At 72.0% G+C, this 24,637-nt stretch carries 20 protein-coding genes; 6 read left to right on the forward strand and 14 right to left on the reverse strand.

All coding sequences use genetic code 11. From position 1 onward, the window contains the following. Window positions 1-24 precede the first annotated feature (24 nt). Both ACFYP0_RS25050 and ACFYP0_RS25055 read left to right on the forward strand, forming a co-directional pair. On the forward strand, window positions 25-237 hold the full coding sequence (locus ACFYP0_RS25050; protein ID WP_124858806.1) for a hypothetical protein: 213 nt from the start codon (window positions 25-27) through the stop codon (window positions 235-237). A 173-nt stretch (window positions 238-410) separates the two neighbouring features. Then, complete coding sequence (locus tag ACFYP0_RS25055) at window positions 411-833, forward strand: SRPBCC family protein (RefSeq protein ID WP_124858805.1); 423 nt, start codon at window positions 411-413, stop codon at window positions 831-833. Here ACFYP0_RS25055 and ACFYP0_RS25060 read toward each other — a convergent pair. Beyond that, complete coding sequence (locus tag ACFYP0_RS25060; protein ID WP_124858804.1) at window positions 808-1,302, reverse strand: GNAT family N-acetyltransferase; 495 nt, start codon at window positions 1,300-1,302, stop codon at window positions 808-810. The two genes, ACFYP0_RS25055 and ACFYP0_RS25060, sit on opposite strands and share 26 nt — an antisense overlap. Window positions 1,303-1,399: 97 nt before the next feature. Here ACFYP0_RS25060 and ACFYP0_RS25065 point away from each other — a divergent pair, with 97 nt between their 5' ends. Next, on the forward strand, window positions 1,400-1,903 hold the full coding sequence (locus ACFYP0_RS25065; protein WP_355499232.1) for a DUF1990 family protein: 504 nt from the start codon (window positions 1,400-1,402) through the stop codon (window positions 1,901-1,903). A gap of 21 nt (window positions 1,904-1,924) precedes the next feature. On the opposite strand, the gene ACFYP0_RS25070 is transcribed toward ACFYP0_RS25065, so the two are convergent. Further along, window positions 1,925-2,845, reverse strand: a complete 921-nt coding sequence (locus ACFYP0_RS25070) for a DNA-3-methyladenine glycosylase family protein (RefSeq protein ID WP_355499229.1) — start codon at window positions 2,843-2,845, stop codon at window positions 1,925-1,927. Window positions 2,846-3,268: 423 nt separating this feature from the next. Between ACFYP0_RS25070 and ACFYP0_RS25075 the strand changes: the two genes are divergently transcribed. Then, on the forward strand, window positions 3,269-5,182 hold the full coding sequence (locus tag ACFYP0_RS25075) for a stealth family protein (RefSeq protein ID WP_355499226.1): 1,914 nt from the start codon (window positions 3,269-3,271) through the stop codon (window positions 5,180-5,182). A 48-nt stretch (window positions 5,183-5,230) separates the two neighbouring features. Here the strand turns inward: ACFYP0_RS25075 and ACFYP0_RS25080 are convergent, their stop codons facing one another. The 12 genes from ACFYP0_RS25080 to ACFYP0_RS25135 form a co-directional block, all read right to left on the reverse strand. Beyond that, entirely contained in the window at window positions 5,231-8,068 is a 2,838-nt protein-coding gene (locus tag ACFYP0_RS25080; protein ID WP_355499224.1) for a stealth conserved region 3 domain-containing protein, read from the reverse strand. After that, window positions 8,065-9,033: a hypothetical protein gene (locus ACFYP0_RS25085; RefSeq protein ID WP_355499221.1), complete on the reverse strand. Its 969-nt coding sequence runs from the start codon at window positions 9,031-9,033 to the stop codon at window positions 8,065-8,067. The genes ACFYP0_RS25080 and ACFYP0_RS25085 overlap by 4 nt, the downstream gene beginning before the upstream one ends. Before the next feature lie 14 nt (window positions 9,034-9,047). Continuing rightward, window positions 9,048-10,859 (reverse strand): stealth conserved region 3 domain-containing protein, encoded by a 1,812-nt coding sequence (locus tag ACFYP0_RS25090; protein ID WP_355499219.1) that lies wholly within the window; start codon window positions 10,857-10,859, stop codon window positions 9,048-9,050. Window positions 10,860-11,204: 345 nt separating this feature from the next. Beyond that, window positions 11,205-13,271 carry a DUF6541 family protein gene (locus ACFYP0_RS25095; RefSeq protein ID WP_355499216.1) on the reverse strand — a complete coding sequence of 689 codons (2,067 nt, stop codon included), beginning with the start codon at window positions 13,269-13,271 and terminating at the stop codon, window positions 11,205-11,207. A gap of 211 nt (window positions 13,272-13,482) precedes the next feature. Then, complete coding sequence (locus ACFYP0_RS25100) at window positions 13,483-14,130, reverse strand: hypothetical protein (protein WP_124858797.1); 648 nt, start codon at window positions 14,128-14,130, stop codon at window positions 13,483-13,485. A gap of 203 nt (window positions 14,131-14,333) precedes the next feature. Continuing rightward, a complete protein-coding gene (locus ACFYP0_RS25105; RefSeq protein WP_124858796.1) occupies window positions 14,334-15,116 on the reverse strand; it encodes an anti-sigma factor family protein in 783 nt (260 codons plus the stop codon). Continuing rightward, a complete protein-coding gene (locus tag ACFYP0_RS25110; RefSeq protein ID WP_091400696.1) occupies window positions 15,113-15,805 on the reverse strand; it encodes a sigma-70 family RNA polymerase sigma factor in 693 nt (230 codons plus the stop codon). Before ACFYP0_RS25110 ends, ACFYP0_RS25105 begins: the two co-directional genes overlap by 4 nt. 125 nt (window positions 15,806-15,930) lie before the next feature. Continuing rightward, a complete protein-coding gene (locus ACFYP0_RS25115) occupies window positions 15,931-16,788 on the reverse strand; it encodes a spermidine synthase (RefSeq protein WP_355499211.1) in 858 nt (285 codons plus the stop codon). 18 nt (window positions 16,789-16,806) lie between these two features. Then, window positions 16,807-17,766 (reverse strand): hypothetical protein, encoded by a 960-nt coding sequence (locus ACFYP0_RS25120; RefSeq protein ID WP_091400698.1) that lies wholly within the window; start codon window positions 17,764-17,766, stop codon window positions 16,807-16,809. Further along, complete coding sequence (locus ACFYP0_RS25125) at window positions 17,763-20,237, reverse strand: SMC family ATPase (RefSeq protein ID WP_355499208.1); 2,475 nt, start codon at window positions 20,235-20,237, stop codon at window positions 17,763-17,765. Before ACFYP0_RS25125 ends, ACFYP0_RS25120 begins: the two co-directional genes overlap by 4 nt. Beyond that, window positions 20,237-21,385 carry an exonuclease SbcCD subunit D gene (locus ACFYP0_RS25130; RefSeq protein WP_112675573.1) on the reverse strand — a complete coding sequence of 383 codons (1,149 nt, stop codon included), beginning with the start codon at window positions 21,383-21,385 and terminating at the stop codon, window positions 20,237-20,239. Before ACFYP0_RS25130 ends, ACFYP0_RS25125 begins: the two co-directional genes overlap by 1 nt. A gap of 18 nt (window positions 21,386-21,403) precedes the next feature. Beyond that, window positions 21,404-23,155 carry an ATP-binding protein gene (locus ACFYP0_RS25135; protein ID WP_356977080.1) on the reverse strand — a complete coding sequence of 584 codons (1,752 nt, stop codon included), beginning with the start codon at window positions 23,153-23,155 and terminating at the stop codon, window positions 21,404-21,406. Between the two features lie 233 nt (window positions 23,156-23,388). Here ACFYP0_RS25135 and ACFYP0_RS25140 point away from each other — a divergent pair, with 233 nt between their 5' ends. Then, a complete protein-coding gene (locus ACFYP0_RS25140) occupies window positions 23,389-23,907 on the forward strand; it encodes a SigE family RNA polymerase sigma factor (RefSeq protein ID WP_356977082.1) in 519 nt (172 codons plus the stop codon). Continuing rightward, window positions 23,900-24,637: a hypothetical protein gene (locus ACFYP0_RS25145; RefSeq protein ID WP_356977084.1), complete on the forward strand. Its 738-nt coding sequence runs from the start codon at window positions 23,900-23,902 to the stop codon at window positions 24,635-24,637. The genes ACFYP0_RS25140 and ACFYP0_RS25145 overlap by 8 nt, the downstream gene beginning before the upstream one ends.

Genomic DNA, 24,637 nt, shown 5'->3' on the forward strand with positions numbered 1-24,637 from the left:
CCAGGTCGGAGCTACTTTCGCGAGGTGTCCGAGTGGGTCTGTGACTGCTGCGGGCGGTGGCGGGTGAGCGTCGAGCTGATCCGGGGCCGCTACCGCTTCCGGCTGACCCGCCGCTACCCGGAGCGGTTCGGCGGCGGCCGGAACGTGCTCGGCGAGGTCGGCTCGGTACCCGAGCTGGAGGAGCTGCTGCGGCGGCGTACCCCGCTCACCCTGGCCGACCTGCGCGAGGCCGCCTGATCCGCGCGCGGCGGCGGCGTGCGGTGTGCGCGGCCGGGAACCAGCGGGTGCCAGGCCCGGTCCGCCTCCACTGAGGAGGGACGGACGGGATCGAGCCTCGGTGTCACAATGCTCCCGGCGGCCTCGTCCGGATCCCTGGCGGTGCCGAACGGTGCCGCCGGGGAGGAGACGACATGCGGTTCGAGGCCGACACCGAGATCGCCGCGGATGCCGAGCAGGTCTGGGCGGTGCTGGTCGACGTGCCCCGCTGGCCCGAATGGACGGCCTCGGTGACCCGGGCCGAGCGGGGGGAGCCGGGGCCGCTGACCGTCGGCGCCACCGCACGACTGACCCAGCCGAAGCTGCGGCCGGCGGTGTGGCGGGTCACCGAGCTGACCGAGCGGCGGGAGTTCGTCTGGGCCTCCGACGCGCCGGGTGTGCGGACCACGGGGGAGCACCGGCTGCTGCCGCTGCCCGACGGGCGTACCCGCGTCGAGCTGGTCATCAACCAGTCCGGCCCGCTGGCCGGCCTGATCGGCTGGCTGTACGGCGGGCTGTTCCGCCGCTACGTGCGGATGGAGGCCGACGGGCTCAGGCGTCGCTGCGAGCGGGGCTGACGGCCGGCTTCTCCAGCACGGCCAACGAGATGCCGTTCGGGTCCGGGCGGTGCGCGACGATCCGGTAGCCGTGCCGCTGGTACAGCCGCAGGTTGCGCGCGCTGTCCGCGCCGGTGAACAGGGTGAACCGGGCCGCCCGGCCGGCGCAGGCCCGCTCGACGGCGGTGAGCAGTTGCGCCCCTACACCCCGCCCCTGCTGGTCCGGGGCGACCGAGAGGCGGCCGACGTGCGCGGTGTCCCCGTCCAGGTGGGCCCGCACCGAACCGACCAGCCGGTGGCCCAACCGGGCGGCGAGCACGATGCTCGGGCCGGCCAGCACCGCCGCGACCTCGTCCAACGTCTCGGTCAGCGGAGGCAGGAACGGATCGGTGTAGTGCTGCGCCTCGCTGAGGTACGCGGCCCGCTGCACGGTGAGGATCTCGCCGGCGTCCACGACACCGGCCGGGACGATGCTCGCCTCTGCGTTCATCCGGGCAGCACACCACAGCCGCCGTGGCCATCGACGGGCGACCCGACCGCACCGGCCGTACCCTGGCCCGTGTCCGGTCGAGGTCGAGGGGGCAACGGTGGCCGAGCTGACGTACCCGGAGGTGGGGTCGACCCGGCGCGGGCCGCTGCCTGGCGGGTACCACCACCTGCGCCACCGGTATCCGTTGCCCGGCGGCTGCTTCGACACCGCCGCCGACGCGGTGCTGAGCTGGCGGCTGCACCGTGCCGCCGGCGTCCGGATGCGCACCGACGCGCCGCGGGCCACCGACGGTGTGCTGGTGACCGCCGGCCTCGGCGTCGGCCCGGCCCGCCTCTGGGGGCCGTGCCAGGTGGTCTGGAGCGTGGACTCGCCCACGCTCGCCGGTTTCGGCTACGGCACCCTGCCCGGGCACCCGGAGCGGGGTGAGGAGGCGTTCGAGGTCGTCCGCGACGACACCGGCGCGGTCTGGTTCGAGGTCCGCGCGTTCAGCCTCCCGGACCGCTGGTTCACCCGCACTGGAGGGCCGGCGGTTCGGGCCGTGCAGCACGCGTACGCCTGGTGGCTCGGCCGTACCCTGCGTCGGCTCTGCGCCGGTCGCTGACCGCCGTGGCGCCGGCGAGACTCAGAAGCGGGCGAACGAGCGGATCGGGGCGCGCGGGCCGTACTTCGGAGCCCGGATGCCGGCCGCCTCCAACAGCAGACACACCCGGCCCCGGTGACCTCTGAACGGCTCCAGCAGGGCCATCATCCGGGTGTCGTCGCCACGCGGTTCGCCGGCGAGCGCCCAGGCCACCGTGTTCGGGATGTGGTAGTCGCCGACGCTGACCGCGTCCGGGTCCCCGTACGCGATCCGGACCACCTCGGCGGCCGTCCACGGCCCGATGCCGGGGATCGCGGTCAGCCGGCGGGTGGCGTCGTTGGCGTCGGTGCTGCGCTCCAGGCGGTCGGCCATCGCGGCGGCGCGCCGGAGCGTGTCGGCTCGGCGCTGCTCCACCCCGAACGGGTGGAACACCCAGTACGGGGCCGCGGCCACGGTGGCTGCCTCCGGCGGCAGGAGCAGCGGCTGCAACGGGCCGGGAGCCGGCTCCCGGAAGTGCCGCACCATCGCCGCGTACGCCCGGTAGGCCTCCTTGCCGGTGACCTTCTGCTCGAAGACCGCGCGCAGCAGTCGGGGGAAGACCTCCCCGGTGGCGGGCATCCGGAGGCCCCGGTGCTCCCGGGCGAGCCGGGCGACCAACGGGTGCGCCGCAGCCAGTTCGGTGAAGCCGGTCAGGTCGTCGCGCAGCCCGGCGATCGCGTCGGCGCGGGCGAGGACGTGCTCGGCGCCGGGCCCGTACCCCTCGGCGAGCAACTCGCCGCCAGCCGGTCGCAGCGCGAGCGTCGCCGGACCGTCGGGGGTGCGGGTGGCCCACCAGAAGGTGCCGGCCGCCACCCGGGCGCACGGGTCGTACGGGCTGAAGGTGAGCGCGCGGACCGAGGCGGTGAGCCGGTAGCCGACCGGCGGGTGCAGCACCCTGGTCGCGGCGGGCTCCGTGGCGGTCACCCCGCCACTGTGCCAGGCACCGAGGCGGCACTGGTAGCCGGTATACCGGTGCGCGGCCGGATCCGGCAGCAGCGGGAAGACATCATCGGTCCACCGTTGTGCCGCATTCGTGCCATCCGAACGGACAGAATTAATTGGGCGAAATAGTGCAAGACTATCATATGTGACGATTGTCGGTGGGCGGGACATCGGTCGTGTGGTTGTTTGGTGACCAGTAGGTGAAGATGCTGCTACGGGCTCACCTGCGGTGGCTATACCCGTCCGGAACGGGCAGGCCCGGGGTTGGGTGGTGGTCGGTGATCCGCGGCAGTAGCTGCATGCGCCTCGACCCTGCCCAGCTCGTCGCGCAGCGTAACGGGGAGCTGTGGAAAGGCATGCGGTGATGGCTGCGCGAGTGAACGTCCGGTCAGAACGGCCACCCGCATGATCGCCCTACGGATCTACCGCGCGCTGCCCCCACCTGTGCGGCGCCGACTGGTCAACCTGCTTCCCGCGCACCGACGGCTGGGGGTCGTGCGTACCCTCTCCGGGCCGCGCGGGGGCGGCACTGTCCACCCGCTGGGTGCCCGGGTGGCGGTGCCTGACGGCGGGGTCCGTACCCGGGCCGAGGTGGTCGCCACGGCCACGCCGTTGGAGGTGTGGCACCGCAACCTGACGGCGGTCACGACCGCCCTGGAGTCGGCCGGAATCGACTACCACTGCCTGCGTAACGATGACTTCCTCCGCAGCTCGGTGGCGGTTCTCGACGACCACCGTGCCGCCGTCAGTCGGCTGGTACGGTCGGCGCCCGCGCTGGAGGGCGCGCACGTCCGGGTCGTCGAGGTGCTGCCTGGCCGAGATCAGCCGGAGGCGGCGCCGGCAGAGGTGTTCCAGATCTGGTTCCCGACGACCGACGCCCGAGCGGGTGTGGTTCTCGGCGCGCAGTTCGCCTGCGAGGTCGAGTTCTGGACGCGACACGACGACGTGGTCCGCGCCCCCCGGCACAACGCGGTGATCGACGAGGCGCCCGTGGGGGCGGAGCCGGTCCGGGTCGCCGCCGCGCTGCTCAGCCACTTCGTGCCCGAGGCGGACGACCACACGTACCGCACCCGGCGGGATCTCACCGTTCGCGCCCCCGACCGGGTGGGCTTTCCGATCGACGCCGTGTACACCTGGGTGGACGGTTCGGACCCGGAGTGGTTGAAGCGGAAGATGGCAGCACTCGGCACCCCCGATGGTCCGCTGCACGCGATCGCGGCGAACACGTCGCGCTACCACAACCGCGACGAGCTGCGGTATTCGATGCGTTCGCTGCACAGCTTCGCACCGTGGCTACGCCGGATATTCCTGATCACCGACAGTCAGTTGCCCAGCTGGCTCGACCCGACCCACCCGATGGTCACCGTCGTGTCGCACGCCGAGCTCTTCGCCGACCTCGGCGGTCAGTCGTCGTTCAACTCCCACGCCATCGAGGCCCGGCTGCATCGCATCGACGGTCTGGCCGAACACTTCCTCTACCTCAACGACGACGTCTTCCTGGGCCGGCCACTGCTGCCGACGCACTTCTTCCACGCCAACGGGATCGCGAAGTTCTTCCTGTCACCGGCGCAGTTCGGGCTGGGTGAGGCGAAGCCGACCGACGCGCCGGTGAAGGCTGCCGGAAAGAACAACCGCCGGCACATCCAGCGGCAGTTCGGCGTCACGATCACCCAGAAGATGAAGCACACGCCGTTCGCACTCCGGCGCAGCATCATGCGCCAGATCGAGGTCACTCTGCAGGCGGACGTGACGGCGACCGCCCAGCACCGCTTCCGCCACTACGGCGACCTCTCGATCCCGTCGTCGCTGCACCAGTACTGGGCGTACCTGACCGCACAGGCGGTCCCCGGGGACATCGAGTACGAGTACGCCGACCTCGGTCACCCCTCGACGCCCGCCCGCCTCACCGAGCTGCTCGCTCGTCGGCACCGTGACGTCTTCTGCCTCAACGACACCGACTCGGACCCGAATACGTTCCAGGAGCAGGAGAGCATGCTGGCCGACTTCCTGCCGCGCTACCTGCCCTTCCCGGCCCCGTTCGAGCTGCCCGACGACGTGATCGCCGAACGCCGGAAGCTCGGGGCCACCGACCTGTGGCGACAGGCTCGCGGCGCCGACCGGCGCGGTAGGCAGTTGGACGCGCCGACGACCCCCGCACTTCGGGTCGGCCGGCATGCGGACTCGGCAGTGGTGCACAAACCCCGGGTAGGACCGCGGCTGGACGCGCCGACGCTACCCTCGGGCCGCATCGCCTCCGGCCGGCATGCCGCGCACCAGACGGAGGATCCCCGCCCGGGACCAGACCTGCCGCCGCGGTAGACCCGAAGTCGAGGTTCCCGCTGAGCGGGAACCTCGACAGGGCTCCGCTCAGCGGGCCCGGTTGCGGATGCTGCCTCGCTCGAACTGACTGGCCACGGGGAAGTAGCTCTCGAGGAAGGTCATGACGATCCGGCCCTGCTCCGCCGCGTCCAGGTGACCGTGGTGAGTGTCGTTCAGGCAGAACGAGTCGTAGCTCCGGGTCGTCATGATCTGGGTCAGCTGCGGGTGCTCCGACGGCTCGCCGGTGTTGACGTAGCTCATCCGGATGCTGCCCGGCACGGACCGCCCGGTGAGGTAGCCGACGTAGTGGTGCAGCGAGGACGCGACCGAGACGTCCGAGTGGGACCGTAGCTGGGACGTGGCGGTGAGCTTCACGTCGTCGGGGAACTGTCGATCCAGGTCGTTGGCGACGCTGCGGGTCATCGCGTATGGCGCGTGCAGCAGGCCATGGGTCAGCGTACGACCGAACGCGCTCCGGATCAGCTGGCGGTTGTTCTTGGCCGCGCTGAAGTTGTAGTCGTCCTCCGCGGCGACGTCGAGCATCGGGATCGGTGTCGGCGACAGGAAGAACTTCGCCAGGCCGGTCGGGTCGAAGAACAGCGTCTGCCGGACCGGGCGGCCCAGGAAGAAGTCGTCGTTGAAGTAGATGAAGTGCTCGGCGAGGCCGTCGATGTGGTGCAGTTGCGACTCGATGGCGTGTGAGTTGAACGTCGGCAGGGTGCCGCGTCCCCCGAACAGCTCGCGGTGGTCGACGACGGAGACCCGGGGGTGGTCGGTGTCGAGCCAGGTCGGGGTCTGCCCCGCCGTCACCACGTAGATGTTGCGGACCCACGGCGCGTACATGTCGATGGAGCGCAGCGAGTAGCGCAGTTCGTCGCGGTCCCGGAAACGAGCTGATCCGTCCGCCGCAGCGAGTGGCTCCCGCCCCAGCTCCGCGAGGACCCGGTCCTTGGCCGCGCGCCACTGCGGGTCGTCGCCGTCCACCCAGGTGTAGACGACGTCGACCGGGAAGTCCAGATCGGATACGAGTCGGTGGGTGAAGGGCTCGATGGTGGGATGCTCCCGACCCCGCACGGTCAGGGTGGCCGGTGTCATGGCCGCCACCGGGACGCTGGGGCCGACCAGCGTGGGACGAGTGGCGACCAGCGCCGAGCCGTCCTGGGACGGGGTCCAGAACTCGACGTCACAGCCGAGCGCTGGCCCGTACCGGAGGGTCCGCGACGACGACACCACCGGCCGGAACAGCCGCAGGCCGATGGCCTCGGCGGCCTGACTCTCGCTGGTGAGGCACGCGGCGAGGGTCACGGCCGTGACCTTGGCGCCCGTGGTGAGGGTCTCGGCGTAGAAGGGCGCGGCGGAGAACTCCTCCGCGAAGGCGGCGAAGACCGCGTCACGATGCTCCGGGGCGACCACCACCCGGTATCGGACGCCGTGGTCGCGCGCCACCCAGTAGGAGATGCCATGGCGCCAGAGGAGATCGGTCACCGCTGTGAAGTTTTCGTGGGCGGCGTCGGCGGGTGTCAGGTTGTCCCGGACGATGCTGAGGCGACCGCCGGAGCGGACCAGCCCAGAGACGGTCTCCTGGATGCGCGCCTCGACGGTCGCCACGTCCAACCCGCTCGTGACATGAGCGGGACGGGGAGCGGCGGGAGCGAAGCCGGCTCCGCCGGTGCGCCCGATCCACGCCGCGAGCCGGTCGGCACGCGCCTGCTCGCCCTCGGCCCGCCCCGCGATCAGGTCCGCGTAGAGCTGTTCCCAGCGGTGCATGATCGGGTCGATGCGGTAGTCCTCGGCGGCGCGCAGGGCACTGGCACCGAAGTCCTCCCGCAGCCGATCATCCGCGATGAGCTTCATCATCGCGTCGGCCAGACCGTCGATGTCGCCCGAGCTGACCAGGAAGCCATTCGCGCCGTGGGTGATGATCTCGGCCGGGCCGGTCTGGATGTCGTACGCCACCGCCGGCACGCCGGCCGCGAACGCCTCCAGCAGCACCAACGGCAGTGCCTCACCGTCGCGCGAGGAGAGCAGCGCGATACTGGTCTTCGACCACTCCTCGACCATCCGGTTGGTCGGTCCGAGCACCTGCACGTTGTCGCTCAGGCCGAGGTCGGCGGCGAGGCCGCGCATCTCCCCGAGCAGCGGGCCGTCGCCGAAGATCCGCAGCGTCCACTCCGGGTACGTGTCGGCGACTGTGCGGAAGGCGCGGATGGCGTGGTCGATGCGCTTCTCCGGCACCATCCGGCCCGCCACGCTCACCACCGGGTTGCGGAGGGTGGACCGAGGACGGAACCCGTCGGGGATGCTGTTCTGGATGACCTCGATCCGCGGGCAGGACGAGGCGAAGGTGTCGACGAACCAGTCCCGGGTGCGGTCGGTCAGCACCACCAGCGCGTCCAGTCGCGGGGCGAACTGGAACAGCGGCTCGCCGGTTCCGCCCCGCAACTGCGACGGCCGGTGCTCCTGGTGCACCGTGACCACGGAGGGCGGCGCCAGTGTGGTGGCCATGGCCATCAGCGCCGGCGAGGAGGAGACGAGCACGTCGGTGTCGAGCGACCGCAGCGCCCGGTCGATCTCCAGGTCGGCCAGGCGGCTGCCCTGCTTCTCCCACCGGGCCGGCATCAACCGGCTCGGGCTGCGGTACAGCGCCGCGTACGCCTCGTCGTCGACGTTCGTCGGGCGGATCGGCCGCGGGGCCGGGCCGGTCAGGTCGACGAGGTACCGCATCCGTACCCGCTCGTCGGCCTGGAAGAAGCCCTCGTCGCTGGTGCGGTAGACGCTGATCACTTCGACCGTGTGACGTCGCGCGAGGTGGTCGGCCTGCGTGAGGATGGCGCGCTCCGTGCCGCCCATGGCATCTGCGGTCAGCAGGAGAAATGTGATCTTCAACTCGGGGTCCCCGTGAAACGTGTGAAGCGGAGGCAGGCCACCGCCAAATTGCCGGCTGGGGTGTAGTACGGGCGGTAACCAGCGAACTGGTCGCCGTCGAGCGGCAGAACGGCCCGGCTGACGCGGAGGACCGTACGCGGGTCGGTGAGGTCGTGCAGGAACCGACCGAGCCGGACCACGCGGGTGGCGGAGGTGCGCACCCACGCTTCCCAGATGACCTCCTCGCCCAGCTGGTCCGGCGCCAGGTCGGCGAGGGGTACGACGAACTCGAAGTCGTCGCCGACCAGCGTGATGGGCACGACCACGTCGGTGCCACCGCCCCGCGGCGTGAAGACGATCGCCGGAGCGTCCTGCGCCCGTACGCCGACGAGCCGGGCCCGGATCCGGGCCTCAGCGTGGCCGGTCGCGAGCTGGACCACCTCGGCCCTGGCGCGCGCGCCGGTGACGGTGAGCTGTGCGAGCCCGTCGCCGCTGCGCCCCGGCCGGTACGACCAGCCGGACACCGGGTGCGGCGGGTTGCCCACTGTCGGTCCGTCCCGGTCCGGGGTCTCCTCGACCGTCAGGGAGAAGCGACGTTCACCCGCCGGGCCGGCGTCCACCGCGAGCCCCATCGACCAGGTGCCTTTGCCCAGCGCAATCTCGTCGGTGGAGTCACCGAGACGGGCCACCGCCTCCACGGCGAGCCGACCGGCCTCCCGCCCGACCCTCGCCGGGCAGCGGAGCGTTTCGCCGTCGCGGACGAAGAAGATTGCGGCCCGGTCGGTCGGTTCGGTGTCGGCCGGCAGCACCGCGTGCACGTGCAGCGTGCGCCCGTCGAGGACGGCGAAGAAGTCGCAGTCGGCCGACGGCAGCCCAGCCACCGGGTCGTGCCGCAGGCGGGTGACCCGCTCGACGAGCCGGTCGGTGACCAGACCGGCGCGACGGCGGGCACCGTGCATCGCCTGAAGCAGGCGGGGTTGTGCCATCCGGTTGGCCGGGTTCACCGGACCCACTCGGGTTCGTCGGTCGTCCCGTCGGCCCCGCCCGCCGCAAGGGCCTGCTCACCGGCGACCACGGCGGCCTCCGGAAGGTACGTCGCGGCCCGCGCCGTCGCCGTCATCCTCGCCCGCTCCGCCTCGACCTCGGCTGTGAGCTCGAACGGCGCCCGGAATGGGAAGTACGCCGAAAGGAAGTCGGTCAGCATGGCGAGTTGCTCGGAGAGGAGGACCTCGCCCGAGTCGGTGTCGTTGAGGCAGAACACGTCACAGTGCCGCCGGGCCAGCAGGTTGGCCAGCTTCACCGGGGTGGACGGGTCGGCCAGGTCGGCGTACGTGTAGCGGATCGACCCGGGCACCGCCTGACCGGAGAAGAACGACCAGTAGTGCTGCAACGAGGACGGGATCGAGAGATCTTTCGGATGCCGGAACTGATGCCCGGCGGTGCCCACCACCTCGGCCGGCAGGTGCCGCTCGATGTCCTCCAGCACGCTTCTGCGCAGCGGGTAGGGGACGTGCCGCATCTTCTGCGTGATGGTGCGTCCGAACCGTTCCTCGATGTGCCGGCGGTTGTTCTTGCCGGCCGCGGTCACCGGTGCGTCGTAGACGGTCGCCGGGCCGACGTCCAACTGGGCCGGCGACGGAAAGAACTTCGCGATGCCGTTGGCGTGGAAGAACGTGGTGGGGAGCAGCGGGCGCCCGAAGAACATGTCGTCGTTGACGTAGATGAAGTGCTCGCTGAGGCCCGGGATGAGGTGCAACCGGGACTCGATGGCGTGCGAGTTGAAGGTCGGCAGCTGGCCGGTGTCACCGAAGATCTCTCGGTGGCGCACCACCCGCACGGTCGGGTGCTCGACGTCCAGCCACGGCGGGACCTGATCGTCGGTCACCAGGTAGATCTGCCGGACCCACGGCGCGAACGACACCACGGAGCGCAGTGAATACCGCAGCTCGTCGCGGCTGGCGTAGCGGGAGGAGTGCGCGCCGACCAGATTGATCTCGGCCTGCCCGTGCTCGCGCAGGGCCGCGTTCTTCCGGGCCTGCCAGTCGCTGTCGTCACCGTCGACCCAGGTGTAGACGAGGTCGATCGGGAAGGTGATGTGCTCGTGGCCCAGGCCGGCGAACTCGGAACGGGTGCGGTAGGTGGCCGGCCCACCGGCCGGCACGAAGCGGCTGAGCTGGGACGCCGGGACGCGGATCGTTTCGCCCGTCTCCGGTACGGCAGTGGCGACCTGGTTGCCGCGCGGCGCTACGAGGTCCGCCTCGGGCTTCTCCTGCGGCGAGACCGTGCGCCAGAACTCGACCTCGCAGGCGAAGGCGCTGCCGAGGACGGTGTGACCGAAGGGGTCGGTGACCGCGTGGAAGACCTGCGCGATGGCGTCACGGTGGCTGGCGCTGACCTCGCGGCGGCCGGAGTCGACGAAACGCAGGGTGACCCCGTCGGCCGATGTGGCCCGGGCGAGCACCTTGAGCACCTTCACCCGGTGCTTGCGCGGCACGGCGATCGCGCTGCGCAGGTCGTCGGCGTGCCGCACGTGGAAACCGTCGATCCCGGCCTTGTCGAACGCCCGGGTGACCAGGTCCAGGTTGCGCTGCCGGAGGGCCAGCGGCGTCGCCTCCTCCACCACCCGTGCCTGCACCCGGTGGCCGTCGACATCCCGGACCTGACGCACCTCACCGGGCGCGGTCCGGGATCGGCGGGCGGCGGTGACCTGGGTCAACCGACGGACGAGCCAGAGCTGCCGCTGAGGCGGCACGAGCTGGATGAGCTTGTCCCGGTACGCCTTCGGCACCACCCGGTGGGGGCGCAGCATCATGCTCGACCGCCGTTCCGACGCGTACGCGCGTCCCTCGCGATCCGGCGGCGCGGGCGGGCCGGGCCACTCCGTTCCGACCGCGGAAGGGCAACGATCACCCTGCGTTCCACGCCTTGCCCCCGTTTCCTGTCGTCGACCGGCGAGCGGTCGGCGTCGTCCCATCGCCTGTGCGGGCATGCCGCATGGGCGGCCGCCTCACCTCGCCGGTCGCGCAGCGGAAAGGTATCAGTGCGATCTCCACCGGAACACCCTCTCCTCACCTCGGGGTAACTGTCCGTTCGGATTACATCCGACAAATAGTGCATTTACCATTCACGACGTACCGTCGGTGCCGACGGCGAAATGTCACTGCGCGGACGAACAGGCCCGCCCCGCATCGGTGACCTGGTAGATCCGCACGTGGCCCTCCCGGTGGACCAGGGTCACCCGTTTGCTGTCGTCGAGCCGCTTCTGCTTGTAGTTCGCCTGCCAGCCCTTGTAGTCGCGGCCGCCCACCACGACGTACTCGATACCGAACCGGCGTACCGTGCAGCCCTGGTTCTTCGGCCCCTTCTGGTTGACCAACCAGGTGAACGCCCGCCACCGGTCCGTGTAGTTGTCCCGGCCCACCTTCTCCAGCGGTGGGATCCCGAACAGCGTCGGGACGCCGTAGTCGGCGTGGGCCCAGGACATGAACTGCCGGTGCCGGTCGTACGCGACCACCTTGCCCGGCGGCGTGTGCTCGGCCAGCCACTCGAAAGTCCGGGTGTACTCCTGCCCGACCGGCGCCCGCTGCACCATCGTCTTCCGCAGCGGGCGCCACGTGTCGGGCACCAGGGCGAGCGACGCCAGACTCGCCACCACGACCGAGGCCGCGACCGCTGCGGGGACAGCGGATCCGCGCAGCGTCCCGGCACGGGCGACGAACCGCACGAGCAGCCACTGGACTCCCAACCCGATGACGGTCGCGCCCGCCACTGTGAGCACCCCGTACACCGGGAAGATCATCGAACGGGGTCGTTCGGCGTCGCCGTACCAGAGGCCGGCCAGGGCCTGTGCGGCCGACGAGCCCGACGCGACGGTCCAGATCCCCAGGAGCGTGAACAGGACGCCGGCCAGCAACCACGGGCGGGCCCAGCGCACCTGCGGCAGCACCAGCGACAGGGGAGACGCGAGCAGGCAGGCGATGACGATCCAGACGCCGACCTGAACGGCCAGCCCGTCGAGCTGGGTGTTGTTGCCCGGCCCCGGGAAGCCCCACAGCACGTAGCGTTGCGGATCGGTGACCCAGTATTCGATCGCCTTGCCCCACTGGCCGAGCAGTTCGGGCGGCTCGGTGATCCGCTCACCGCCGGCGCCCAGGATGACGCCGATCAGGGGCAGGATCGGGACGAGGCCCGCGACCGCCGCCGCGCCGATGCCCGCCCCGCTGCGGCGCCAGGTCAGGGCCCCCGGCACCACCAGGAGGAAACCGAGCGCGAGCACGCCGACGAAGAGGACGTCGTACGAGTGCATCATCACGATGCCGGCGCCCCCGAGGCCGGCCAGCAGGCCGAGCCGTACCGGATGTGGGCCGCGCAGGGAGAGTGCGAGCAGCAGGGCGACGCCACCGGCCAGACAGGGAGCGGTCTGCTCGTTGACCCGACCGGTGATCAGTGAGGTCCACATCGGGCCGAGGAAGGCCGGAGCGGTGGCGGCGGCGGCCGCGATCACCGGTCCCCCGCGGAGGATCCGGACGGCGGCGTAGATGCCGGCCACCAGGGCGAGCGGCCCGATGACGATCGCCCACGCGGTCATCGTCGTGCTCAGCAACCCGCCGGACAGGTGGGTCGCCTGCGCCCAGGCGACGTTCTCCGCCAGCGGATAGAACTCGCAGGAGGTGACCGTGTCGGTCGAACCCGAACTGCACACCGAGGGAATGTCGACGCTGTTCGTGTCCAGAATGCGCCTCGCCATGTACCCGTGGTTCATCGCGTCCCAGCCGGGAGTGGCGACGAGTCTCCCTACCATCGCCCAGCCGTACGCCAGGCTCACCGCCGACGGCACGGCGACGGCGATCAGGTCGGCGCGGCGCGGCAGGACCGGCCGGACCGGCCGGATCCGGAAGCGCGACACCTTTGAGCGGCGGTGGTCGCCGTTGGTGTCGTCGGCGTCGCGCTCGGCGGTTGGCTGCTGGTCAGCGGCCTTGCGTCGGGAGAGCAGCCGGGAGAGCGCGACCGCGGCGCCGGCCACGAGCAGCTCCGCGACGAGCACCGCCGAGGCGCTGTCGGGCAGCCCGAGCGCGGGCAGCCAGGCCATCGCCAGCGCGATCAGGCCGAGGGTCAGGGCGGGGGCGGCCGCCCAGGCAACCCAGCGGTACCGCCCCGGCGGAAGGGCGAAACCGAGCAGCGCCCCGGGCACGACGGCCACGAAGAGGGCGATGAGTGTGGTCAAGATTGGTTCCCTCCGTGGGTCGCCGCGCAGCCGCGGCGGCCGGAAGAGTACCGGAACGAGGGCGGTGGGCGGTGCCCTCCTGTTGCCGAACGTTGGCGCCGCCGTTGGGACGGCTGATGCCGCTGATCCCCGAAGGTCCCTCAGCACGACGGTGGCCGGTCGCGCCCTCCCCGGCGACGACCGACCACCGTGCCCTCGTGGGCGACCAGGCTCAGTACGAGTAGCCCGAGCCGCCAGCGTCGTTCGAGCCGCTGTCCGCCGGCGGTGCGACCGCCTTCGGCGTGCCCTTGGGCAGGCAGCTCAGGTTCTTCTTGCCGTCCGGCTGGACCACGAACCAGGTGCCACCGACAGCCTGGCCCTTCCACTGGCCGGGCTTCTTGTCACCGATGTAGCGGTAGACCGGCCAGCCGCCGACGGTGAGCTGACGGGTGCCGTCCTGCCGGGTCACGCTGCCGACCTTGTCGTCCGAGACGCCGGTGAGCTCCGGGTTGCCGTCGGTCAGTGCCGGAGGCCACACCTCGGCGCACTTGTCGACACAGTTCGACGACGGCGGGTCGGCGGTGTCCTTGTCGAAGCGGTACAGGATCCAGCCGTCCTGGTCGGTCACGACCTTGCCCATCCGGGCGACACTCTTGCCGACCAACTTCTCGGTCAGGTCGACGTCCGCGGGCGGGGCGTCGGCGGCGGGCGCCTCCGGGGAGGCCGAGGCCTCAGGTTCAACCGTCGCGGTGGGCTCGGCCGCGGCGACGGCGACCGGCTCGGCCGCGCTCGAGTTCGCCCCGTCGTAACCTGCGGGAGCGCAGGCCGTTAGTGCGACCATCGCGCTCGCGACGATGACGGTCCGCTTCATCTGTGCCACGTGCCCTCCTCATTCTTGACAGTTCACCCATAGGTACGGCGGGCGGGCTGTCAAGGTTGAAGTAGTAACAGTGGTCAATTTCACGTAAACCGATTGAACCGTTTTCGGCCGCCGTGCGTACGCCCCCGCGAGGGACCCTTTGTGTGACGACAGATCGGCGCCGGTCATTGTGACAATGACCGGCGCCGATGCGGTAGGCGCGCTTACATGGGTACGGTGACCAGCGGACTCGCCACGCCGTTGGCATCCACCGACTGCACCTGGAGCTGCTTGATGTCCTTCGGCAGAGCCGACGTCGAGGCGCTCAGTTCGAGACCCTGCGGCCGGTTGTTGGTGCCATAGCCGCCCTCCGGGACCGACCAGGTCGAGATGACCTCGGTGGTGGCGTTCTTGCGTACCACCACCAGTCGGCAGACGCGTGGGCCGGGCAGCTTCCGCAGGCTGAAATTGATCCGGGTGCCGTAGTCCTTGGTCACCAGGAACATGGTGGTCTGCACACCGGTGGTCGGGTCGGTCGCCTCGACCTGGTCGCCCTCCACCTCGGTGCCGCCCACACCCGGGCCGCTCGGCGCGGCCGTCGGCACGCTCGTCGGCGGGTCGTTGGGCGCGCTCGGGGTCGACCCGGCGAGCACTCCCGGCGGTTGCTCGCTGCCGGTCACGCTGACGAAGCCGTACCCGGTCAAACCGCCGAAGACCACCACCGCGGCGGCCGTCGCGAGCATGTGACGAAACCGGGTACGCCGCCGGTCGGCCCGGACCGCGCCGAGTGTCCGGTCCAGCAGTGCCGGGTCGGTCGCCGTCTGCTCCAGCGCCATCATCGTCTCGCCGTCGATGTCGGAGAGCAGCCCGACGACCGGCACCATCGTCTCCAACTCGGCCGCGCACGCCCAGCAGGTGGCGAGATGCTCCTCGAACCGCTCAGTGTCCTGCTCGTCGAGCACACCGAGCGCGTACGCCGCGACGTCCATGTGGTCCGGCCGGCTCATTCTGTCACCCCCCGCTCCTGCAGAGCCGTGCGCAGCGCGCGCAGCGCGTAGTAGACCCTCGACTTGGCGGTGCCGAGCGGCAGGCCCAACTCCTCGGCGGCCTCCGGCACCGTCCGCCCCCGGAAGTACGTCGAGATCAGGATCTCCCGGTGCGACTGACTGAGCGTACGCAGCGCGTCCGCCACCGTCATGGTGCGTAGCACCCGGTCGGTGCTGTCCGCCTCGGCGAACGCGGTGAGGTCCCGGTCGTACGTCTCCGGCGGCCGGGCCTCCTGGCTGCGGTGCTCGTCGATGGCTATGCGGCGGGCCACCGTGACCAACCACGGCCGCAGCGAACCCTGGCCCTGGGTGCCCAGGCGGTGCGCGTTGCGCCAGGCCCGCAGCAGCGTCTCCTGGACGATGTCCTCCGCGCGCTGCCGGTCCCCCCCGGTGAGACGCATGACGAACATCAGCAACGGGCCGGCGTGTTCGGCATAGAGCTGACGGATCAACTGGTCGGAGTGGCTGGCCTCGGTTGTCGTCGCCTGATGGCGCCCGGGCGCCGGTCGCGGCGTCACCGGACCATTCTGGCGAGGCGTCGCCCGCGCGTCGACCCCTCGGGCAGACGAGGTTGACCGTGACGAGGGTCGCGCCGACAACCAGTCAGCGCGTACCGCGTCGCCATGCCAACCGGCCGCCACCGCGTGCATGCAGACCTCCGGGATGTCCGTGACCAACGCCGGCCCACGAGGTGGGCCGCCCGGTGGTACGCAACGCCCGCCCCGGCGGATCAACAAACGACGAAAAAACTTCCCCGCCGCTGTCGAGTGGACGGTCAGCGCCGTACCGAGAACAGCCCTGGCGGTGGTGGATCGGAGCCGGTCGCGTCGGCGTCCCGCACGACCTGCGCGCCACCGACGAAGCGGTCCAGCTCGTCGCCGGCCACCACCCGGCCGGGGAACCAGTCGCCGGCAGCGCGTCTGGTCAGCTCCGGCACCGGTGGTGTGGACCGTCCGGCGACCAGCACCAGATTCCCGTACCGGCGCCCACGCAGCACCGCCGCGTCCCCGACCAGACAGGCCTGCGGCAGCACCGATCGGACAGTGGCGACCTGCCCACGGGCGTGCCGCAGCGGCGGGCCGTCGGCGAGGTTCGCCAGGTACCAACCAGCGGGGCGGAGCACCCGGGCCACCTCGGCGGCGTACTCCACCGACGTGAGGTGGGCCGGCGTACGCGCACCGGCGAACACGTCGGCGACCACCACGTCGTAGCTGGCCTCCCGGGTGGACGCCAGCACCGCCCGGGCGTCCTCCACCCGGACCCGCAACCGGGCGTCGGACGGCCACGGCAACGCCCGACGGACCAGCTCCACCAACGCACCGTCCACCTCGGCCACCCGCTGGGTCGACCCGGGTCGGGTGGCGGAGACGTACCGGGGCAGGGTCAGCGCGCCGCCGCCCAGATGCAGCACCCGCAGCGGCTCACCGGCTGGTGCGATCAGGTCCACGGCGGCGGCCAACCGCCGCACGTACTCGAACTCGAGGTGGGTGGGATCGGTCAGGTCGACGTGCGACTGCGGCGCGCCGTCCAGCAGCAGCGTCCACGAGCCGGCCCGGTCCGGAGCCGGGACGAGCTCCGCCAGCCCGGTGTCCACCTGCTCGACCACCCGGTCACCCGCCCGCTTACGCCCCATCGGAACCAGTGTCCGCGCTCATCGGGCGGCGCGGGCCGCGGCGGTCAACGCACGGTGCAGCAGCCGGGAATCGCCGAGCAGGGCCCGCAGCCGGCGCTCCAGGCCGGCGATCGGGATCAGGTTCTGCGGGGCCCGCGGATCCTTGTACGGGGTGGAAGCGAAGCGCGGCAGGGTCACCAGCGACAGGTCGGCCAGCTCGATCGCCGCCTCGACGGGCAGGTCGGCGGAGCACTCCACCCGAACGACGCCCGCCCACGGCGCGCCGATCGCCACCGGCAGCCGCAAATACCACGACCAACCACCCCAGGCGGTGCCGAGCCGGAACACCGGGGAGCGCTCACCCGACGCCATACCCGTCACCACCGCGGTCAGCCGGGCATCCAGGTACTGACTGTGCTGCGTCTTGATGTAGCCCAGGGTGCGCGGCAACTGCCGACGACTGCGCAGCGGGCCGTCCACCACCAACAGGTCACCGTCGACGCGGGCGGCGTCGGACACCGCCACCTCCAACGCGGTCAGCGGGCCCTGCACGGCGGCCGGCAGCTTCGCCAGCTCACCGGTGCCACCCACCCGGTGCACCGGGTAACGGATCGCACCCGCCACCACATCCTGCGCCGACGGGCTCGCGGTGAACAGGCCCCGACCGACCCGGGTGCCCGCCAACTGCGCCGCACCCCGCCCCAGGTCACACCGGACCACCCCGGCCGCGTACGAGGCGGCCAACCCGGGGAACGACAGGCCGTCGGTCTCCGCCGTCCAGATGCTCGCGTCGATGCGGCGAACCCCGTCGACCAGCAACACCACGTCGGGTGCCCGCACCCCGGGGCGTACCCCGATCGCCCGCCAGTCCACGGCGGGCAACTCCACATCCGCGTCGACCTGGGCGCTGCTCGGCGCGGCCGGCCCGGCGGCGGACGCCTCGAAGGACGCCCCGTACGCCGGATCCCACGAATCCACGAAGAACGCGGCGTCACTCACCGGCCCGTCCGCTCCACGCGCGCGGACCGGGCATCCTTGCGCACCTCGAAGCGGACCGGGATCCGCTCGGCCAACGCCGGCACGTGGGTGACCACCCCGACCATCCGATCGCCCCGGGCCGCCAGGTTTTCCAGTGTCGCCGCCACCGTGTCCAGGGTGGCGGCGTCGAGCGTGCCGAAACCCTCGTCCAGGACGATCGACTCCAGGCTCGCCGCCGTGGTGGACATCCCCGCCAACTGCTCGGAGAGCGCCAACGCCAGCGCCAGCGACGCCTGGAACGTCTCACCCCCGGAGAGGGTGCGCACGCCGCGACGCAGCCCCGCGTCGTGGTGGTCGACCACCACGAACTCGCCCTTGTCGTGCACCAGCTCGTACTGCCCGGAGGACAACTCCCGCAGGATCCCCGACGCGCCGTCGACCAGCAGGTCCAACGCCTCGGCCAGCAACCACCGCTCGAAGTTGTTGGCCCGCAGGTGCCCGGCGAGCGCACGCGCCACCTGCGCCTCCCGCTCGTGCCCCGCCCGCTGCTCGCGCAACGTCCCGGCCTGCTCGCGACGCTCGTGCAGCCGCCGCCGGTCGGCGTCGGCCCGCTCCACCGCCACTGTCGCCGCGTGCACCGGGTCGTCCCCGACCGGCACGTCGGCGGCGGCGAAGATGCCCGCGATGGCCCGCTGCACCCCGTCGGCCACCGACTCGGCCTCCGCCACGGCGGCGGCCCGACCGGCCCGCTCGGCACGGCGGCGGTCCGCCTCGGTGGTCGCCCAACCGGTCAGCGCCGCCCACGCGGCAGCCACGTCGTCCCGGTCGGTCGCCGGTGGGCCGAACCGGGCCAACCCGTCACGGGCGGTGTCGAAGGCCCGCCACGCCGCCCGCAGCCGCTCCTCGGCGGCGTCCACCCCGGCCCGAGCCTGCCGAGCGGTCTCGCGGCCGGCCCGGACCGCGGTTGCCGCCTCCTCCAGCGCGCGCCGCAACCGGGCGTGCTCGGCCAACTCCCGCCGCAGCACGGCCGGCTCGGCCGCGCCGGAGAGCTGCCCGTCCAGCTCGGCCAGCCGGGTCTCCATCTGCTCCTGCCTGGCTCGCGCCTGCACCAGCAGCCGCTCCAGCTCCCGCGCCGCCGTGTCCCGCTCCTGAACGGTCGCCTGCGCGGCCTTGGTAGCTGCCCGCGCGGCCTTGCCCGCCGCCGTCGCGGCGGCCACCGCCGAATCGGCCGGCACCGCGGGCACCTCGGCCACCGGCTGCTCGCACACCGGGCACGCCGCACCGGCATGCAGGTGCACCCGCAGGCTCACCGCCAGGTCGGTGGCCTTCGCCTCCTCGTGCGCCCGGAAGGCCGCCTCCAGCTCGGCGTCGGCCCGCTCGGCGGCCACCCGTGCGGCGGCCAACGCCGCCACCGCGGCGGCATGCTCCTCATTCGCCGCGCGCACCGTCGCCCGGACCGTGTCGGCCTCGCCGGACAGCCGATCCCGATCGTCGTACGCCCGCAGTTGCAGTCGCAGCGCGCTCTCGTCACCGGCGGCGGCCAGCTCGCCGCGCAGCTTGTCCTCCCGCTCCTCGGCCAGCGACACCCCGTTCGCCGCGGCCTCGGCGTCGGCCCGCGCCGCGGCGACCGCGCGAGCGACCTCGGCTACCCCAGCGGGCGCACGCACCCCGGTCAGCACGGTCAGCTCGTCGTCCAGCGCGGTCAGTGCCCCCGCGGCCTCCCGTGCGGTGACCCGGGCAGCCGCCAGCTCCGGCACCGCCTCGGCCACCGCGGCCGCCAGCTCGGCCATCCGCTCCACCCGGGCGTCGGCCTCGGCCAACGCCTCGTCGTCCACGCCGGTCAACCCGGCGAGCACCTGGTCGACCGCCTCCAGCCGGGCCTCTGCCTGCGCGGCGCGCGCCGTCGCCTTCTTCTGCACGTCCTCGTAGACGCCGAGGCCCAGCAGGTTGACCAGGATCTGTTGCCGCGTCGCCGGCTTGGCGTGCAGGAAGTCGGCGAACTGCCCCTGTGGCAGCACCACACAGCTGGTGAACTGCTCGTACGGCAGCCCGACCGCCTCCAGCACCGCCTGCTCCATCTCGGCGGGAGTGCCGGCCACCACCTCGCCGAGGTCGTCCGGGCTCAACCCGGTGTCCAGTTTTGTCACGTCGAAGCCGGCCGGCATCAGCTGCAACCCGGCGTTCGCGGTCTTCACGTTGCCCCGGCCGTCCCGGCGGACCACCCGGGTCGCCACGTAACGGGCGCCGCCGGACTCGAAGACCAACCGCACCCGCGCCTCGGTCGCCGACGGCGCGAGCGCGTTCGCCAACCCTCGGGCGCCACCCCAGCGGGGCACCATGCCGTAGAGGGCGAAGCAGATCGCGTCCAGCACTGTCGACTTGCCCGAACCGGTCGGGCCGATCAGCGCGAAGAAGTCGGCGTCGGTGAAGTCGACTGTGGTCTCGTCCCGGAAGACCGTGAACCCGGCCATGTCCAACCGCATCGGACGCATCAGTGCTCGACCTCCTCGAAAAGCTCGTCGAAGAGCTCCCGGACACCCTCGTCGGCGTGGCCCCGGCTGTCCAGGTAGTCGGCGAACAACTCCCGGGGCGAACGCCCCGAACGCTGGGCGATGCGAGCGCCGCTCCCCGGCGCGGCCAACAGCTCCGGGTCGATCCGGATCTCCAGGGCCCGGGGGAGCAGCTCCTGAATTTCCTCGCGCAGGCCGGCGCGGGGCTGCTCCCGCACGTACACCCGCAGCCACGCGTCCGGTGCCTCGATCTCGGCGAGCTGGGCCAGGGTGCCCCGCACCGTGCGCAGCGCGCTCGCCGCCGTCACCGGCACCTCCCGCACCCGGGCGGCGGTGCTGGCCGTCACCTCGACCATCGTCACCGAGGGGATGTTCTCCTGCTCACCGAAGTCCACAGCGAGGGGACTGCCGCTGTACCTCACCGGGCAGGGGCCCGCGACCCGCTGCGCCCGGTGCAGGTGACCCAGCGCCACGTAGTGCGCGGTGGCCGGGAAGACGGTGGCCGGAACGGCGTAGCCCAACACGGTGTGCGCGTCGCGCTCGCCACCACCGGTGGCCGCGCCGGTCACCGTCAGATGCGCGGTGACCAGGTGCACCCGGTCCGGTTCGGTGAAACCCTCGGTCAGTCGCCCCAGCACCCGGCCCAGGTGGTCGGCGTACGTCTGGTTGGTCTCCGCGGCGGTCAGCTCGTACATCTCCAACGCGCGCACCGCGTACCGCTGGGACAGGAACGGCAACGCGGCCAACCGCCACCGCTCGCCACCGGCGGTGGTGCCGTCGATGACGTGCTCGTCCGGGTTTTCCCGCACCCCGCCCCGCAGGGTGATGCCGGCGGCATCGGCCCACGGGCGCAGCGCGTCCAGCGCCGGGCCGTTGTCGTGGTTGCCGCCGATCGCCACCACGTCCGCGCCGGTCCGCCGTAGCGCCGTCAACGCCCTGGTGACCAGGCGGGTCGCCTCCGAGCTGGGCGCGGCGGTGTCGTAGAGGTCACCGGCGACGATCACCAGATCCGGCTGTTCGGCACGGGCGATCTCGATCACCCCGGCCAGCACGGCCTTGTGCTCGTCGGCCCGGGACTGCCCCTTGAGCACCTTTCCCACGTGCCAGTCGGAGGTGTGCAGGATCTTCATGGCTGTGCCGGCCCCTAGCTAGAACGGGATGTCGTCGTCGGTGCCGCCACCGGAGCCCACCACGGCGAACGGGTCGGCGGACTGGGTGATCGAGCGCAGCGTCTCCGATGGTGCCCGGCCCGCCTCGGAGACCCGGGTGGCCCAGGCCGGGAACGGGAACTCCAGGCAGAGCGGCACCGGGATGTCCGGCTGGTTGACGAACATGGTGCCCGGCTTGGCCAGCAACGCCCGCTGGCGCTGCGCGGGCGGCAGGAAGCCGTACTCCGGGCGGGACGCCTCGGCCGGGTCGAGCCGGCCGACCACCCGGATCGCCGAGTTGGTGACGATCCGCCGCTCCACCTCGCTCGCCGTCTGCTGCGCGCCGATCAGGATCACCCCGAGCGAGCGGCCCCGCTCGGCGATGTCGAGCAGGACCTCCTTGATCGGCGAGGAGCCCTCCCGGGGGGCGTACTTGTTGAGCTCGTCGAGGACGACGAAGAGCAGCGGCTTGGCGGTGCCGGACTTCTCCTTGCGCTCGAACTCGCTCTTGAGCGTCACACCCACCACGAACCGCTGCGCGCGGTCGGGAAGGTTGTGCAGGTCAACCACAGTGACCTGGGCCGACTCGCTCGTGTTGATCGAGTGGGGGCGGCGGGTGGCGAGGTCGCCACGGATCAGCCGGGCCAGGTCCTTCTTGCTGCCGATCAACCGCCGGGCGAACGCGTTGACGGTGCCCAGCCCCACCGCGCTGCCCGCCCAGTCCGAGCGGGTCTCGTCGTCGTTGAGCTGATCGACGATGTGGTCGACCAGATCGCCGTAGGAGCCGAGGCGGACCCCGTCGATGCTCACCCCGCCGTCGGCGGGCTGGGCGTAACGGGCCAGGTGCGCGGCCACCGAGTGGACCACCATCGTGTACTGCTGGCGCTCGTCGTCGGCGTCGGCGAAGACATACGGCAGCAGGCGGTCGGTGCAGAACTCGCTCAGCGTCCAGTAGAACGCGTCCACCCCGGTGAGCCGGCTGCTCACATCCGGCGTGCCGGCCGAGTCGCCGACCCGCGGTGGGGCGTACACCCGCACGTCGGGGAAGGCGCCGGCGCTCAACCCGAGCTTCGCGTACGCCGCGCGGGTGGGCTCGTCGAGGCGGGTGTTGGGGTGGTCCAGGAAGAGCAGATCCTCACCCTTGACGTTGAAGATCAGCGCCTTGGCGTTGACCGCGTCGCCGCCCAGCACCCCGGAGCGGAACACCGAGTAGAGCAGGAAGGTGGCGAAGCTGGTCTTGGTGGCCACCCCGGAGATGCCGGAGATCGAGACGTGCGCGCCCCGACTGCCGTCGAGGAAGTCGGCGTTGAGGTAGACCGGCACCCCGTCGCGACCCATCCCCATCGGGATGCGCCGCTCCATCCGGTCGAAGTGCAGCGCGCGCGCCCGGGCGTCACCCTCGGCCCGGTGCACCACCGCGCCCGGAGTCGGCGGCACGTAGAGCTCCGGATCGACGCGGGTGGTGGTGACCTCGGCCGCCTCCTGCACCTGGGCGGGCAGCGTGCCGTCAGCGATGGCGAACACGTCGGACTCGAACTGGGCGCCCTCGTGGCGCGCGCGGACCTGGGTGACCACCCCGGCGATCGTCACCGGCTCCCGGTCCGGCAGCTCCCGTCGCGTGACCACCACGTCGTCGAGCTGGAGGTAACTGCCGGGCGCCACGGCCGTCCAGAACTGCAACGGGGTGGCGTCGGCGGTGCCCAGCACCCGCCCGACCGCCTCGCCAGGGCTGTCGAGGTCGACGTCGGTCATCGGGCGACTCGGGTCGCTCGGGCATCACGGTCGGCGCGCATGCCCTGCATCCTGCCCGAGGAGTACGACAGGTCGCCACGCGACGCGTCGGACGACACCATGCGCCGTCACACTCATGACGCTGGGTGCTCGACCGAGCGCATGAGGTGGGCGGGAGTCGTGTTGGCGTGCACCGCGCGAGGTCGGACTCAACTCCCGGGGCACCGGTCGCGTTACCTAGGCATGGAGCACGTATGAATGACGACTTCGGCGCCTTCGTCGCGACGAGCGGCCCGCGACTGCTCCGCTTCGCCGTACTGATCACCGGGCAGCGGGCGGACGCCGAGGACCTGCTGCAGGAGGTGCTGGAGCAGGCGTACCCGCGCTGGCAGGTGGTCCGGCAACGGCAGCCGGAGGCCTACCTGCGTCGCGCGATGACCAACAGGTTGGTCAGCCGGTGGCGCTCACCGTGGAACCGGCGTCGGGTCGCCGGTCTTCCGGACGTGGTACCGCAGCAGGATGAGATGACCCGGGTCGACGACCGGGAGTTGCTGCTGACGGCACTGCGGGAGCTTCCACCGCGGATGCGGGCGGTGGTGGTGGTCCGGTACTGGCTTGGCTTCTCCGAGGCGGAGGCTGCGGCCGAACTGGACTGTTCTGTGGGCTCGGTGAAGAGCCAGGCTTCCCGTGGTCTGCACCGCCTGCGGGTGCGACTTGAGGCGGCCGGTGTTCCCCCACTCGACCTCGACCTCGCGGAGGAGAACCATGCGTGACCACGAGGTGGCCGCCCTGCTCGACCACGCCGTCGCGACCGTGGAGCTGCCACCCGGTCTCGCCCAACGGGTCGTCACGGGAAGCCGGGCGCGTCGCCGTCGGCGTCTGCTGCTCTCGGCCGGCATGGTGGCCGTGGTGGTCGCCGCCGGGGCACTGCTGCTCCCGCACCTGGGGCCGGCCGGTAGCGAGGGCGGGGGCGCCGGGCCGATCGCCGCTGCCGGGGTTCCGGCCGGGATCGTCGGCCCCGACGGTCGACCGGTGACGGAGGCGCAGGTCGTGGCTGTCGGCCGGGTCGGTACGGAGACGCTCGTGCTGATCCGGCGCGAACCACGCGCCGAGGAGCGGGCCGCCGGGGGACAGGCTGTCGAGGTCCTGACCGCCCCGGACGTGGGCGAACCGCGCCGGTTGCTCGACCACCTCTCGTACGACCTGGCCTGCGTCGACGGTGACGTGGTCTGCGCGGCTGTCCGATCCGCCGGCAGTGGGCTGGGCGTTGCCGTGGCCCGTCGCTCCGGGAGCCGGCTCTACGTCCTGGTCCAGGCGCCTCAGGGGCGTACCGTCGAGGTCGTCGCCAACGGCGTGCCGCATCCGCTCGGCGCGGCGCCGCGGGGCGCGGTGGTCGAGGTGGTCGCCGCCGAGCCGTACGAAGAGGTGCAGGTCTGGGCGAGCACCGAGGACGGCCGGCGATACCAGATCCCGTGGGCTCCCGGGGCGGTGCTCATCGACTGA

It is taken from the genome of Micromonospora arida (assembly GCF_042873195.1).
Classification (GTDB): domain Bacteria; phylum Actinomycetota; class Actinomycetes; order Mycobacteriales; family Micromonosporaceae; genus Micromonospora; species Micromonospora arida.

Excerpts from the sequence above, each read along its gene's own strand:
- ACFYP0_RS25115 (WP_355499211.1), bottom strand. The coding sequence starts at position 16,788 with ATGGGGCGTAAGCGGGCGGGTGACCGGGTGGTCGAGCAGGTGGACACC.
- ACFYP0_RS25145 (WP_356977084.1), top strand. The coding sequence starts at position 23,900 with ATGCGTGACCACGAGGTGGCCGCCCTGCTCGACCACGCCGTCGCGACC.
- ACFYP0_RS25140 (WP_356977082.1), top strand. The coding sequence starts at position 23,389 with ATGAATGACGACTTCGGCGCCTTCGTCGCGACGAGCGGCCCGCGACTG.
- ACFYP0_RS25125 (WP_355499208.1), bottom strand. The coding sequence starts at position 20,237 with ATGCGTCCGATGCGGTTGGACATGGCCGGGTTCACGGTCTTCCGGGAC.
- ACFYP0_RS25055 (WP_124858805.1), top strand. The coding sequence starts at position 411 with ATGCGGTTCGAGGCCGACACCGAGATCGCCGCGGATGCCGAGCAGGTC.
- ACFYP0_RS25060 (WP_124858804.1), bottom strand. The coding sequence starts at position 1,302 with ATGAACGCAGAGGCGAGCATCGTCCCGGCCGGTGTCGTGGACGCCGGC.
- ACFYP0_RS25130 (WP_112675573.1), bottom strand. The coding sequence starts at position 21,385 with ATGAAGATCCTGCACACCTCCGACTGGCACGTGGGAAAGGTGCTCAAG.
- ACFYP0_RS25105 (WP_124858796.1), bottom strand. The coding sequence starts at position 15,116 with ATGAGCCGGCCGGACCACATGGACGTCGCGGCGTACGCGCTCGGTGTG.
- ACFYP0_RS25135 (WP_356977080.1), bottom strand. The coding sequence starts at position 23,155 with ATGACCGACGTCGACCTCGACAGCCCTGGCGAGGCGGTCGGGCGGGTG.
- ACFYP0_RS25085 (WP_355499221.1), bottom strand. The coding sequence starts at position 9,033 with ATGGCACAACCCCGCCTGCTTCAGGCGATGCACGGTGCCCGCCGTCGC.
- ACFYP0_RS25090 (WP_355499219.1), bottom strand. The coding sequence starts at position 10,859 with ATGATGCTGCGCCCCCACCGGGTGGTGCCGAAGGCGTACCGGGACAAG.
- ACFYP0_RS25075 (WP_355499226.1), top strand. The coding sequence starts at position 3,269 with ATGATCGCCCTACGGATCTACCGCGCGCTGCCCCCACCTGTGCGGCGC.
- ACFYP0_RS25110 (WP_091400696.1), bottom strand. The coding sequence starts at position 15,805 with ATGCACGCGGTGGCGGCCGGTTGGCATGGCGACGCGGTACGCGCTGAC.